15 protein-coding genes are annotated in these 13,490 nt (G+C 68.7%); 13 read left to right on the top strand and 2 right to left on the bottom strand.

Annotated features, from left to right (window positions below; all coding sequences use genetic code 11):
- Positions 1–66 precede the first annotated feature (66 nt).
- Together ACFO27_RS01645 and ACFO27_RS01640 are read right to left on the bottom strand one after the other, a co-directional pair.
- Entirely contained in the window at positions 67–774 is a 708-nt protein-coding gene (locus ACFO27_RS01645; RefSeq protein ID WP_376815721.1) for an SAM-dependent methyltransferase, read from the bottom strand.
- Positions 771–1,364 (bottom strand): Maf family nucleotide pyrophosphatase, encoded by a 594-nt coding sequence (locus ACFO27_RS01640; protein ID WP_376815720.1) that lies wholly within the window; start codon positions 1,362–1,364, stop codon positions 771–773. Before ACFO27_RS01640 ends, ACFO27_RS01645 begins: the two co-directional genes overlap by 4 nt.
- A 146-nt stretch (positions 1,365–1,510) precedes the next feature.
- On the opposite strand from ACFO27_RS01640, the gene ACFO27_RS01635 reads away from it, so the two are divergent.
- The 13 genes from ACFO27_RS01635 to lepA all read left to right on the top strand — a co-directional run bounded on the left by ACFO27_RS01635 (position 1,511) and on the right by lepA (position 13,485).
- A complete protein-coding gene (locus tag ACFO27_RS01635; RefSeq protein WP_376815719.1) occupies positions 1,511–2,011 on the top strand; it encodes a YceD family protein in 501 nt (166 codons plus the stop codon).
- A 65-nt stretch (positions 2,012–2,076) separates the two neighbouring features.
- On the top strand, positions 2,077–2,259 hold the full coding sequence (gene rpmF, locus ACFO27_RS01630; protein ID WP_043680877.1) for a 50S ribosomal protein L32: 183 nt from the start codon (positions 2,077–2,079) through the stop codon (positions 2,257–2,259).
- A gap of 31 nt (positions 2,260–2,290) precedes the next feature.
- Positions 2,291–3,349, top strand: coding sequence for a phosphate acyltransferase PlsX (gene plsX / locus ACFO27_RS01625; RefSeq protein WP_376815718.1), 1,059 nt, complete (start codon positions 2,291–2,293; stop codon positions 3,347–3,349).
- A gap of 22 nt (positions 3,350–3,371) precedes the next feature.
- On the top strand, positions 3,372–4,346 hold the full coding sequence (locus ACFO27_RS01620; protein WP_376815717.1) for a beta-ketoacyl-ACP synthase III: 975 nt from the start codon (positions 3,372–3,374) through the stop codon (positions 4,344–4,346).
- Positions 4,347–4,357: 11 nt separating this feature from the next.
- A complete protein-coding gene (fabD, locus tag ACFO27_RS01615) occupies positions 4,358–5,290 on the top strand; it encodes an ACP S-malonyltransferase (protein ID WP_376815716.1) in 933 nt (310 codons plus the stop codon).
- A gap of 1 nt (position 5,291) precedes the next feature.
- Positions 5,292–6,032 (top strand): 3-oxoacyl-ACP reductase FabG, encoded by a 741-nt coding sequence (fabG, locus tag ACFO27_RS01610; RefSeq protein WP_376815715.1) that lies wholly within the window; start codon positions 5,292–5,294, stop codon positions 6,030–6,032.
- 188 nt (positions 6,033–6,220) lie between these two features.
- Positions 6,221–6,460, top strand: coding sequence for an acyl carrier protein (gene acpP / locus ACFO27_RS01605; protein WP_043680887.1), 240 nt, complete (start codon positions 6,221–6,223; stop codon positions 6,458–6,460).
- A 254-nt stretch (positions 6,461–6,714) separates the two neighbouring features.
- A complete protein-coding gene (fabF, locus tag ACFO27_RS01600; protein ID WP_376815714.1) occupies positions 6,715–7,944 on the top strand; it encodes a beta-ketoacyl-ACP synthase II in 1,230 nt (409 codons plus the stop codon).
- Between the two features lie 27 nt (positions 7,945–7,971).
- On the top strand, positions 7,972–8,571 hold the full coding sequence (gene rpoE / locus ACFO27_RS01595; protein WP_376815713.1) for an RNA polymerase sigma factor RpoE: 600 nt from the start codon (positions 7,972–7,974) through the stop codon (positions 8,569–8,571).
- 9 nt (positions 8,572–8,580) lie between these two features.
- A complete protein-coding gene (locus ACFO27_RS01590; RefSeq protein WP_376815712.1) occupies positions 8,581–9,087 on the top strand; it encodes a sigma-E factor negative regulatory protein in 507 nt (168 codons plus the stop codon).
- Complete coding sequence (locus ACFO27_RS01585; protein ID WP_376815711.1) at positions 9,087–10,079, top strand: MucB/RseB C-terminal domain-containing protein; 993 nt, start codon at positions 9,087–9,089, stop codon at positions 10,077–10,079. The genes ACFO27_RS01590 and ACFO27_RS01585 overlap by 1 nt, the downstream gene beginning before the upstream one ends.
- Positions 10,080–10,107: 28 nt before the next feature.
- Positions 10,108–11,601 carry a DegQ family serine endoprotease gene (locus ACFO27_RS01580; RefSeq protein ID WP_376815710.1) on the top strand — a complete coding sequence of 498 codons (1,494 nt, stop codon included), beginning with the start codon at positions 10,108–10,110 and terminating at the stop codon, positions 11,599–11,601.
- Positions 11,602–11,691: 90 nt separating this feature from the next.
- Positions 11,692–13,485 carry a translation elongation factor 4 gene (gene lepA / locus ACFO27_RS01575; RefSeq protein ID WP_376815709.1) on the top strand — a complete coding sequence of 598 codons (1,794 nt, stop codon included), beginning with the start codon at positions 11,692–11,694 and terminating at the stop codon, positions 13,483–13,485.
- Positions 13,486–13,490 lie beyond the last annotated feature (5 nt).

The following is a 13,490-nucleotide window of genomic DNA, read 5'->3' as shown; positions in this document are numbered from 1 at the left end:
CCCAAGGCAAAACGCGCCCCCTCGGGGTGCAGCAAGCAGCCAAAGGCTGCGCAGCGTGGGGGCCCTTTACTCCGCCAGGTACAGGAACAGCGTCGGCTTGCGTTCGAAGTCCGGCGGCCCGGCCTTGCGCCACTGGGCGATGGTGCGCGTGGCGATGGCCTCGTCATCGCAGGTCAATGCGCTGGCGACACACAGCCGGGTCGTGTCGCGCAGGATGCGCAGCAGGGCCTCGAACAGCGCGGCGTTGCGGTAGGGGGTTTCGATCAGGATCTGGGTCTGCCGCTGCTTGTGGGACGCCGATTCCCAGGCGCGCAGCTGGGCGTCGCGCTCGTGCGCCTTGACCGGCGCGTAGCCGTGGAAGGCGAAGCGCTGGCCCTGCAGACCGCTGGCCATCAGGCCCAGCATGATGGACGAAGGCCCCGTCCAGGGCACGACCCGGATGCCGGCGGCATGCGCCTGGGCCACGACCAGCGCGCCGGGGTCCGCGACCGCCGGACAGCCCGCCTCGGATACCAGGCCGACATCCTGTCCGGCGGGCACGGCGGCCAGCCAGGCGCGGATTTCACCCGCCTGCGTGTCCGGCTTCAGGGTGTGGATGACGATCTCCTGCAGCGGCACGGCGGTTCCGATCAGCTTCAGGAAGGCGCGCGCGGATTTCGCGTTTTCTGCGATGAAGCAGCGCAACGTGGCGGCGATCTCGCGCGCGGTCCGGGGCAGCCAGCGCTCCGGGTCCGCCTGGCCCAGGCCGACGGGGATCAGGTGCAGGGTGGTCATGGTTCGATCTCGGGATGGGGGGCCAGGGGTTCCAGGCCGAAGGCCCGCAGCATGCGGCACAGGGCGATCAGGGGCAGGCCGATCAGGGCGGTGGGGTCGTCGCTGCGCATCCGTTCCATCAGCGCGACGCCCAGCTGCTCGGCCTTGGCGCTGCCGGCCGTATCGAAAGGCCGCTCGACGCGCAGGTAGTATTCGATCCGGGCGTCGTCCAGGGCCAGGAAGCGGCATTCGGTCGGCACCTGCTCCAGCAGCTGCCGGCGTCCGTCGGTGACGCACAGGGCGGTGTGGAACAGGACGTCGTGGCCGCCGAAGCGGCGCAACTGGTCGCGGGCGGCCTCGAAGGATCCGGGCTTGCCGATGGGTTCGCCCTGGAACACGGCGACCTGGTCCGAGCCGATCACCAGGGCGTCGGGGTGGCGCGCGGCGATCGCGGCGGCCTTTTCGCGCGCCAGGCGCAGCGACAGGTCGAGCGGCGATTCGCCCGGGCGCGGGCTTTCGTCGATGTCCGGCGACTGGACGGAAAAAGGCAGGTTCAGCCGCCGCAGCAGGGCGCGGCGGTAGGGCGAGCTGGAAGCCAGTATGAGCGGCATGTGAAAATCCTGGTGAACGCCCGCCAGTTTACCGTGGGCGGGGAGCCGGGATAGGATGCGGCGGGCGATGCGCGCCGGACACGGGCGCATTGACCTCATGCCCCCTGATCAGGTATCATCTAGAGTTTTCCCGAGCAACAAATTTCATGGTCATCGATGCGGCCGGGTTCGCACGGGCCGGGCAGGCCCTGGATGGCAGGATCGGTACTGCGGAATTGACGCGCCTGTGCCAGGATCTGCCTGAACCCCAGGACGGCGAAATCCGCTGGCAAGTGCGCGGGCGGTTTGATGCGCCGTCCGGGCTCGCCTGGCTGGATGTCGAGGCCGAGGGGCCGGTGCGGGTCATCTGCCAGCGCTGCCTGGAAGCCTTCAGCCTGACGCTGCGGGTGTCCAGCACGCTGGGCCTGGTGGAAACCCAGGCGCAGCTGGATGCCATGGACGCGCTCGAAGCCGAAGGCAACGGCCCCGAGACCGAATATCTCGTGGCCGATCAGCGCCTGGACGTTCTGGGCCTGGTCGAGGACGAGCTGATCCTGGCGCTGCCCTACGCCCCCCGCCACGATGTGTGTCCGGGAGACGGAGACGTGCCGGAACCGCCCCGGCGGCCCTCGCCGTTCGCGGTCCTGGAACGGCTCGGGAAAGACTGAATTTTCGTTCAACACACGGGCTCGTGCTTACCTTAAAATGAGCGGCCCCGATCACAGGAGTCATCATGGCTGTCCAGCAAAACAAAAAGAGCCCGTCCAAGCGCGGCATGCACCGCTCGCACGATTTCCTCACGGCTCCCGCCACGGCCATCGAGCCGACCACCGGCGAACTGCACCTGCGCCACCACATCAGCCCGAACGGCATCTATCGCGGCCGCAAGGTCCTGAAGACCAAGAACGACGAATAAGCCATCCGCGCTCCGGTTCTTCCACGCGCCGATGTCCCATTCCAATCCGACCATCGCCATCGATTGCATGGGCGGCGACCATGGCTTGCCGGTCACCGTGCCGGCGGCGATGGCCTTCGCCCAGTCGCATCCTGATACCCGGTGCCTGCTGGTCGGCGACGAGGCCCTGATCCGCCAGGCCCTGCAGCAGAACGCGGCGTCCGCCGGCCAGTTCGAGATCCTGCACGCCTCCGAAGTCGTCACCATGCACGATTCGGTGGAAGTCGCCCTGCGCCGCAAGAAAGACTCCTCGATGCGGGTGGCGGCCCAGGCCGTGAAGGACGGCCGCGCCGACGCCGCCGTATCGGCCGGCAACACCGGCGCCTGGATGGCGATCTCCCGCTACGTGCTGAAGACGCTGGACGGCATCGACCGCCCGGCCATCGCCACCGCGCTGCCCAACCAGAAGGGCGGCTCCACCACGGTGCTGGACCTGGGGGCCAACGTGGACTGCACGGCGGAACACCTGCTGCAGTTCGGCCTCATGGGGGCCGCGCTGGTGTCCGCCGTGGACCGCCGCGCGCAGCCCTCCGTCGGCCTGCTGAACATCGGCGAGGAGCTCATCAAGGGCAACGAGGTCGTCAAGCAGGCGGCCGACCTGCTGCGCGGCAGCGGCCTGAACTTCTACGGCAACGTCGAGGGCGACGACATCTTCAAGGGCACGGTGGACGTGGTCGTCTGCGACGGCTTCGTCGGCAACGTGGTCCTCAAGTCCATCGAGGGCCTGGCGCGCATGATCGGCGCCATGATGCGCGAGGAATTCCGCCGCAATCCCTTCACCATGGCGGCGGGCCTGGTGGCCACGCCCGTCCTGCAGCGCTTCCGCGCCCGCGTGGACAATCGCCGCTACAATGGGGCGGCCCTGCTGGGCCTGCGCGGCATCGTCATCAAGAGCCACGGCTCGGCCGACGCCTATGCCTACGGGCAGGCGCTGCAGCGCGCCCGCGAAGCCGTGCTCAACGGCCTCCTCGAAGGCACCATCCAGCGCCTCGACGCCCTGCGCGGCCGACCGCAAGCCCCCGCGGCCGGCGACCCGGCCCCGACGGCCTAGTCCTTCTTTTTCCGGAATCGATATGCCTTACGCCAGGATCACAGGAACGGGCGGCTATCTGCCCCCACGCGTCGTCAGCAACGATGATCTGGCCGCCGATCTGGCCACGCGCGGCATCGAGACCTCCGATGCGTGGATCACGGAACGCACCGGCATCCGCCAGCGCCACATCGCCGAACCGGGCACCAAGACCAGCGCCCTGGCCACGGCGGCCGCGCGCGCGGCCCTGGACAACGCCGGACTGACGGCCGACCAGCTCGACCTGATCATCGTCGCCACCTCCACGCCGGACTTCATCTTCCCCAGCACCGCCTGCCTGGTGCAGGCCAACCTGGGCGTGGGCGGCGCCGCCGCCTTCGACATCCAGGCCGTGTGCAGCGGCTTCGTCTACGCGCTGGCCACCGCGGACGCCTTCGTGCGGGCCGGCCGCGCGCGCCACGCCCTGGTGATCGGCGCCGAAGTCTTTTCCGGCATCCTCGACTGGAACGACCGCCGCACCTGCGTGCTGTTCGGCGACGGGGCGGGGGCCGTGGTCCTCAGCGCCGCCGACGAACCCGGCATCCTGGCCGCCCGGCTCAACGCCGACGGGCGCCAGCAGCACATCCTGTGCGCCGCCGGCAACGTCGTGGGCGGGCAGGTCACGGGCGACCCCTTCCTGCGCATGGACGGCCAGGCCGTGTTCAAGCTGGCCGTCAATTCCCTGACGCGCTCCGCGCACGAGGTCTGCGACGAGGCCGGCATCGACGTGTCCGAGCTCGACTGGATGGTGCCGCACCAGGCCAACATCCGCATCCTGAATTTCATCGGCCGCAAGCTCGGCCTGCCCGAGGAAAAGCTCATCGTCACCCTGGACCGCCACGCCAACACCTCGGCGGCCAGCGTGCCGCTGGCGCTGGACGTCGCCTGGCGCGACGGCCGCATCCGCGCCGGTCAGACCGTGCTGCTCCAAGGGGTGGGCGGCGGCTTCACCTGGGGCTCCGTCCTCGTGAAAATCTGAAGACCAACACCATGAAGATCGCATTCGTATTTCCCGGCCAGGGCTCGCAGACCGTCGGCATGATGGACGCCTGGGCCGAGGACGCCGGAGTCCAGGCCACGCTGCGGGCCGGCGACGAGGCGCTGGGCGAGGACCTCTCCGGCCTGATCGCCCGGGGTCCCGCCGAAACCCTGAACCTGACGGCCCATACCCAGCCGGCCATGCTGCTGTGCTCCGTCGCGATGTACCGCGCCTGGCGGCAGGCGGGCGGCACCGCGCCCGCCCTGGTGGCCGGCCACAGCCTGGGCGAATATTCCGCCCTGGTGGCCGCCGGCGCCCTGGACCTGGCCGACGCGGTGCGCACCGTGCGCGTGCGGGCCGAGGCCATGCAGTCCGCCGTGCCGGTGGGCGAGGGCGGCATGGCCGCCATCCTGGGGCTGGACGACGAGGCCGTGCGCCAGGCCTGCGCCCAGGCCGCCGAAGGCCAGGTCGTCGAGGCCGTCAACTACAACGCCCCGGCCCAGGTCGTGATCGCCGGCCACACGGCCGCGGTCGAGCGCGCCTGCGAGCGCGCGCGCGCGGCCGGCGCCAAGCGCGCCGTGGCCCTGCCGGTGTCGGCGCCCTTCCATTCGCGCCTGCTGGAGCCGGCCGCCGCCGTGCTCGCCCGTGCGCTGGCCGGAGTGGCCGTGGCGTCCCCGGCCATTCCCCTGATCAACAACGTCGACGTCGCCTGTCCGTCCGATCCGGACGCCATCCGCGACGCGCTGGTGCGCCAGGCCTGGCATCCGGTCCGCTGGGTGGAGACCATCCAGGCCATGAAGCGCGACGGCGTCACCCACATCGTCGAATGCGGGCCGGGCAAGGTCCTGTCGGGCCTGGCCAAGCGCATCGACCGCGAACTCAACACGTTCAACATCACCGATCCGGCGTCCCTGCAAGCGACGCTGGAAGCTCTGGGAGGCTGACATGTCGGAACCTGTGCTGGCGGGCAAGATCGCCCTCGTGACGGGCGCATCGCGCGGCATCGGCCGCGCCATCGCCCTTGAACTGGCGGCCGCGGGCGCCACGGTCGTGGGGACGGCGACGTCCGAGGCCGGCGCCCAGGCCATCACCGAAGCCCTGGCGCCGCAAGGCGGCCGCGGCGCGGTGCTCGAAGTCAACGACGCGGCGGCCTGCGACGCCCTGCTGGCCGAACTGGCCGGCCAGGGCGGGCCGCACATCCTGGTCAACAACGCCGGGATCACCCGCGACGGCCTCATCCTGCGCATGAAGGACGAGGACTGGGCCGCGGTGCTGAACACCAACCTGTCGTCCGTGTTCCGCCTGTCGCGCGGCGTGGCCAAGACCATGATGAAGGCCCGCTGGGGCCGCATCGTCAACATCACGTCCGTGGTGGGCTACAGCGGCAACGCGGGCCAGGCCAACTACGCCGCCGCCAAGGCCGGCGTGGCCGGCCTGTCGCGCGCCCTGGCGATCGAACTCGGCAGCCGCGGCATCACGGTCAACTGCGTGGCCCCGGGCTTCATCGACACCGACATGACCCGCGCCCTGAACGAGAACCAGACCGCCGCCATCCTGGGGCAGATTCCCCTGGGCCGGCTGGGCTCGGCGGCGGAAATCGCCCACGCGGTCGCCTACCTGGCCAGCCCCCAGGCCGGCTACGTAACAGGGACGACGCTGCACGTCAATGGTGGTATGTACATGTAGGCGTCGGGAACGGAGCCGGCCCGTCTAAGGTAAAATCCGTTCAACCTCAGCAGGCAGGCCCGGGTGCGACCGCGCTTCCTCCACGGAAGCCGTCCGACGGCCGGGACTGTTTTTTTTGACACAAACCCGCAGCCCCGTTGGCCTCATTTGGCTATAATTCGCGGGATTTTTCCTAACTGGAGATATGCATGGAAAGCATCGAACAGCGCGTCAAGAAGATCGTCGCTGAGCAACTCGGCGTCAACGAAGCCGAGATCAAGAACGAATCTTCCTTCCTTGACGACCTCGGTGCCGATTCGCTCGATATGGTCGAGCTCGTGATGGCCCTCGAAGACGAATTCGAAACCGAGATTCCCGACGAGGAAGCCGAGAAGATCACGACGGTCCAGCAGGCGGTCGACTACATCACCTCGCACAGCAAGCAGTAATCATCACCACCCTGTTGCGGCTTGCCGCGCCAGGGTCGACGGCCTGTCGCACCGAGCCGGACAGGCTGCCGGGGCGGTTCGTGGCGGGCGCCATCGGCGGGCTGAAGCAGCCCGTCCTGCCTGGTCCGCCGCGGACCGCCTTTTTCATCGCAGGGCCGCCCCGGGATGAAAGCCCCTTCCCCAGGGGGCGGCAAGCAGGCGCAGCCTGCGCGGCGTGGGGCCCTTTTTGATTTCGAATTTCGGGAGCCGAGTCAGTGAAACGACGTGTCGTCATAACCGGATTGGGCATCGTGTCGCCCGTGGGCAACGATGTCCAGACAGCCTGGGACAACCTCGTCCATGGGCGTTCGGGCATCGGCCGGGTGACGCGTTTCGACGCTTCGGTGCTCAACAGCCAGATCGCGGGCGAGGTCAAGGGCTTCGACGTGACCGACTACATGGGCGCCAAGGAAGCCAAGCAGATGGATAGCTTCATCCATTACGGCGTGGCGGCCGGCATCCAGGCCTGGCGCGATTCGGGGATGGACATCTCCCGCGAGGACGCCGACCGGATCGGCACCATCATCGGCTCGGGCATCGGCGGCCTGCCGCGCATCGAGGAAACCCAGATCGAATACCTGCAGCGCGGCGCGCGGCGCATCTCGCCGTTCTTCGTGCCGGCCTCGCTGATCAACCTGATCTCGGGCCAGCTGTCCATCATGCTGGGCCTGAAAGGCCCCAGCTACGCCGTGGTCTCGGCCTGCACGACCGGCCTGCACTGCATCGGCGACGCCGCGCGCCTGATCGAATACGGCGACGCCGACGTCATGGTGGCGGGCGGCGCCGAAAGCTCCGTGTCGCCCCTGGGCATGGGCGGCTTCGCCGCCATGCGCGCGCTGTCCACCCGCAACGACGATCCCGAGACCGCCTCGCGTCCCTGGGACCGCGACCGCGACGGCTTCGTCCTGGGCGAGGGCGCCGGCGTGCTGGTCCTGGAAGAATACGAGCACGCGCGCCGCCGCGGCGCCCGGATCTACGCCGAATTCCTGGGCTTCGGCATGAGTTCCGACGCGCACCACATCACCAGCCCGGACCAGGACGGTCCGCGCCGGGGCATCCTGCACGCGCTGCGCAACAGCGGCGTGAATGCCGACCAGATCAGCTACGTGAACGCCCACGGCACGTCCACCCCCCTGGGCGACAAGAACGAAACGGCGGCGCTCAAGCTCGCGTTCGGCGACCATGCGTACAAGCTGGTGGTGAACTCCACCAAGTCCATGACCGGGCACCTGCTGGGCGCGGCGGGCGGCATCGAGGCGGTCTTCACGACCCTGGCCGTGCACAACCAGGTCTCGCCCCCGACCATCAATCTGTTCAACCAGGATCCCGAATGCGACCTGGACTATTGCGCCAACCAGGCGCGCGACCTGAAGATCGACGTGGCGCTGTCCAATTCCTTCGGTTTTGGCGGCACCAACGGCTCGATGCTGGTGGGGCGCCTCTGACCGCGCGCGGCGCCGCGAGGGCATGGCATGAGTGAGCGCGAGGTCGATCTCGCGCTGGTCGAGCGCGTCAGGCGCGGCGAGCGCCACGCCTTCGACCTGCTGGTGATCAAATACCAGCGCAAGATCATGCGGCTGCTGTCGCGCATGATCCACGACCCCGCCGAGATCGAGGACGTCGCCCAGGAAGCGTTCATCAAGGCCTATCGCGCCCTGCCCCAGTTCCGGGGCGAGAGCGCCTTCTACACCTGGCTCTACCGCATCGCCCTGAACACCGCCCGCAACTGGCAGGCGGCCAGCTTTCGCCGCCCCGCCACCGTGACGCCCCTGGAAAACGAGGACGGTGAAACTTTTGACCAGATCGATGGCCTAAGTGATCACAGCACCCCCGAATCGCTGATGGCCAGCCGGCAGGTCGCCCAGGCCGTCAACGAGGCCATCGACGAACTGCCGGACGATCTGCGCGCCGCGATCGTGCTGCGGGAAATCGAAGGGATGAGTTATGAAGAGATCGCCAGCACCATGCAATGTCCCATCGGCACCGTCCGTTCGCGCATCTACCGCGCCCGCGAGGCCATCGCGGCCCGCCTGCGGCCGGTCATGGAGCGCGATTCGGAACGCCGCTGGTAAGGAGCCGTCATGAACGCCAAACCCGATTCCATTGCGACCGAACGCGCCTGGGAGGCCTCGGTGTCCTCCTGGGTGGACGGCGAGGCCGACATCCGTTCCGAAGAGCTCGACACGCCCTATGGGCGCCAGCTCTGGGATACCTATCACCTGATCGGCGACGTCATGCGCAGCCCGGACCTGGCGATCCGCCCGTCCGACCGCTTCTACGTGCGCGTGTCGGCCGCCCTCGAGGCCGAACCCCCGATCGTGGCGCCGTCCCCGCTGGCCCGGCGCCACCTGGTGCGCAACGGCCTGTCGGGCCTGGCGGTCGCGGCGGCCGTGGCGTCCGTCGTCTGGATGGCCCGTCCCTTCTTCTTCGCGCCGGACGCGCCGCCCGCCTCCGCGCCGGTCGTGGCCCAGGCCGACGAGCCGGACATCGCCGATCCGGGGCTGGCCGACTACATGGCCGCGCACCAGTCGATGGCGGGCGCCGGCGCGGTGCGCCAGGTTTCCTACGACGGGATGGGGGCGCGCTGATGCAGGCCTGGGCGCGGGGGGCGGGACGCCGGGCGGGGCTGTGCCTGGGCCTGGCCCTGTCATGGGCGGCGGCCGCCGGCGCGGCCGAGGCCGACCCGCTGGCCTTCCTGCGCCAGGTCCAGACCGCCGCCCGCACCCTGGACTATGCCGGCGTCACCGTCTACCAGCAGGGCCGCATGCTGCAGGCCACGCACCTGGTCCATCAGGTCGACGGCACCGGCGAACGGGAACGCCAGGAAGTCCTGGACGGCACCCCCCAGGAATGCCTGCGGCAGAACGGCATGGAACAGTGCCTGCTGCCGGAGCACCGGCTCGTGGTCATGCGGCCCGCGCACAGCGATCATTTCCCGGCGCTGCTGCTGGGCGAGGGCGCGGCCATCGCACAGCACTACGACTGGAAGTCCCTGGACCGCACGTACCGCGTGGCCGGGCGCGAATGCGCCGTGTCGGAACTGCGGGCGCGAGACGCCCTGCGCTACAGCTACCGGATCTGCACCGACCTGAAGAACCATTTGCTGCTCAAGAGCCAGACCCTGGACGCCCAGGGCCGCCTGGTGGACCAGGTGGCCTTCAGCAGCGTCCATTTCGGCGCCGAAATCCCGCCCGGGGCGCTGGCCTCGCGCTGGAACACGCGCGACTGGCGGCTGCACACCGAATCCAGCCAGCCGGCCAACCTGGCCGCGCAGGGCTGGCGGTTCGCGCCGCCCGCCGGATTCCAGCCCATCGCCGAACTGACGCGCCAGATGGGGCCGGACCACACGGTGGACCAACTGGTGCTGTCCGACGGATTGGCGGCAATTTCGATCTTTATTGAAACCTTTGATCCGAAACGCGATCAAAGCATCAGACAGGGCGGCCTGCGACAGGGCGCGATGAGCATCTACCGAATGCGGCTGGCTTCCTTCTGGCTGACCGCCGTCGGCGAAGTGCCCGCGCAGACCGTGCGTGACCTGGCTCACGCGGTGCAATACCTGCCCCAGGCCGCCCACTGATCCTCATAGAGCTTCCAAGGAGAATTCCATGGCTTTTCATCTGCCGTATGCCGCCTCCGTGACGCGCGCGGCGGCGAGCGCCGCCGCCTGCCTGGCGCTGGCGACCGCCCTGCCCATCGGCGCCGCCCAGGCGCAGGCGGTGGCCGCCCCCAGCGCGGCGTTGCCCGATTTCACCCAGGTGGTGGCCGAGACCGAAGGCTCGGTGGTCAACATCCGCACCACCGAGGCCGTGCCGGTGCGCCGCTCGCCCATGATGCCCGGGGACGGCGATCCTTCCGAGCTGTTCCGCTGGTTCTTCGGGCCCGACTTCATGCCTCCCGGCTTCGGCCAGCAGAATCCGCAGAACCCGCAGGGCCCGCGCGCCCGGCCCAAGCAGCCGCCCCAGGCCCAGGGCGAGCGCACGGTGCCGCGCGGCATCGGCTCGGGCTTCGTGATCTCCGCCGACGGCTACATCCTGACGAACAACCACGTCGTGGACAATTCCAACGGCATTTTCGTCACCATGACCAACGGCAAGGAATACAAGGCCAAGGTCATCGGCACCGACGCGCGCACCGACATCGCCCTGATCAAGATCGACGCCTCCGGCCTCAAGCCGATCCCCATCGGCGATTCGGACAAGCTGCGCAAGGGCCAATGGGTGCTGGCGATCGGCTCGCCCTTCGGCCTGGACTCGACCGTCACGGCCGGCATCGTCAGCGCGATCAACCGCGACACGGGCGACTACCTGCCGTTCATCCAGACCGACGTGGCCGTCAATCCCGGCAACTCCGGCGGCCCGCTGATCAACCTGCAGGGCCAGGTGGTCGGCATCAATTCCCAGATCATCTCGCGCAGTGGCGGCTTCATGGGCATTTCCCTGGCCATCCCCATCGACGAGGTCATGCGCGTGGTCGAGCAGCTCAAGGCCCACGGCAAGGTCACGCGCGGGCGCATCGGCGTGCAGATCACCGAGGTCCAGGACGACGTCGCCAAGGCCCTGGGGCTGGAAAAGGGCCAGGGCGCCCTGGTCAGCAGCGTCGAAGCCGGCGGCCCGGCCGCCAAGGCGGGCGTGCATCCGGGCGACGTGATCACGGCCTTCAACGGCCAGGCCATCAAGCACATGACCGACCTGCCGCGCCTGGTGGGGGCGACCCGTCCGGGCACGAGCGCCACGGTCCAGGTCTGGCGCAAGGGCAAGTCGCTGGAGCTCAAGGCCACAGTCGCCGAGCTCGACGACAAGGCCGCGGCCCGGAACGACGAGGGGCCGGCCGCCGGTGACGGGGCGGATCGCCTGGGCCTGAAGGTCAAGGCCCTGCCGGCCGACGCCGGCGACCAGGGCGTGCTGGTCGACCAGGCCGAAGGCGCCGCGGCGGAAGCCGGGATCGAGCCGGGCGACGTGATCCTGCGGATCAACGACACCGACATCTCCAGCCCGAAGCAGTACGCCCAGATCGTCAAGGGACTGGACAAATCCCGCCCGGCCGTGCTGCTGGTCAGCCGCGATCAGCAGTCCCAGTGGGTGATCATCAAGCCGCAATGATGCCCCGCCCGGGAAAAAGCTAAAATACGGCCTGAACGAGAAGGGGACGCCCTGCGGCGTTCCCTTTTCCATTTTTTCTTCTATCTCCCTATGGACCACATCCGCAACTTTTCCATCATTGCGCACATCGATCATGGCAAATCGACCCTGGCCGACCGCCTGATCCAGCGTTGCGGGGGCCTGCAGGACCGCGAAATGGAAGCGCAGGTCCTGGATTCGATGGACATCGAGCGCGAGCGCGGCATCACCATCAAGGCCCAGACGGCGGCGCTGAGCTACACGGCGGCCGACGGCCGCGTCTACGCCCTGAACCTGATCGACACCCCGGGCCACGTGGACTTCTCCTACGAGGTCAGCCGTTCGCTGTCGGCCTGCGAGGGCGCGCTGCTGGTGGTGGACTCCACCCAGGGGGTCGAGGCCCAGACCGTGGCCAACTGCTACACCGCGATCGAACTGGGCGTCGAGGTCGTGCCGGTCCTGAACAAGATGGACCTGCCCTCGGCCGACCCGGACGCGGCCGCCGCCGAGATCGAGGACGTGATCGGCATCGACGCCACCGACGCCATCCAGGCCAGCGCCAAGACCGGCCTGGGCATCGACGAGATCCTCGAGGCCGTCGTGGCGCGGATCCCTCCGCCCCAGGGCGATCCCGACGCGCCGCTGCAGGCCCTGATCATCGATTCCTGGTTCGACAACTACGTCGGCGTGGTGATGCTGGTGCGCATCGTCAACGGCACCCTGCGGCCCAAGGACAAGATCCTGCTGATGGCGACCGGCGCCACCCACCTGTGCGAGCAGTTGGGCGTCTTCACGCCCAAGTCCCAGCCGCGCGACCGGCTGTCGGCCGGCGAGGTCGGCTTCATCATCGCCGGCATCAAGGAACTGGAGCACGCCAAGGTCGGCGACACCCTGACGCTGGCCGGCAAGCCGGCCGCCGCGCCCCTGCCGGGCTTCAAGGAAGTCAAGCCCCAGGTGTTCGCCGGGGTCTATCCGGTCGAATCCAGCGAATACGACCAGCTGCGCGATTCCCTGGAAAAGCTGAAGCTCAACGATTCCTCGCTGATGTTCGAGCCGGAAGTCTCCCAGGCGCTGGGCTTCGGCTTCCGCTGCGGATTCCTGGGCCTGCTGCACATGGACATCGTCCAGGAGCGGCTGGAGCGCGAGTTCGACATGGACATCATCACCACCGCGCCGTCGGTGGTCTACGAAGTCCTGCACCGCGACGGCACGCTGCTGATGGTGGACAGCCCCTCGCGCATGCCCGAGGTCGGCCACATCCAGGAAATCCGCGAACCCATCATGACCGTGACGCTGTTCATGCCCCAGGAATACGTCGGGCCGGTCATGTCGCTGTGCACGGCCAAGCGCGGCGTGCAGCTGGACATGAGCTACCACGGGCGCCAGGTGCACCTGCGCTACGAGATCCCGCTGGCGGAAATCGTGCTGGACTTCTTCGACCGCCTGAAGTCCGTGTCGCGCGGCTACGCGTCCATGGACTACGAGTTCAAGGAATACCGCGTGGCCGACGTGGTGCGCGTGGACCTGCTGATCAACGGCGACCGGGTCGACGCCCTGTCCATGATCGTGCACCGCGCCAATGCCCGCCACCGGGGGCGGGACGTGGTCACGCGCATGCGCGGCCTGATCCCGCGCCAGATGTTCGACATCGCCATCCAGGCCGCCATCGGGGCCGAGGTCGTCGCCCGCGAGAACGTCAAGGCCCTGCGCAAGAACGTGCTGGCCAAATGCTACGGCGGCGACATCACGCGCAAGAAGAAGCTGCTCGAAAAGCAGAAGGCCGGCAAGAAGCGCATGAAGCAGGTCGGCAACGTGGAAATCCCGCAGGAAGCCTTCCTGGCCGTCCTGCAGGTCGAGGATAAATGAGAAAG

This window comes from Castellaniella denitrificans, assembly GCF_042653765.1.
Lineage (GTDB): Bacteria > Pseudomonadota > Gammaproteobacteria > Burkholderiales > Burkholderiaceae_B > Castellaniella > Castellaniella denitrificans.
The sequence above is the reverse complement of the archived record's forward strand: the minus strand, read 5'-3'. Positions and strand labels throughout refer to the sequence as shown.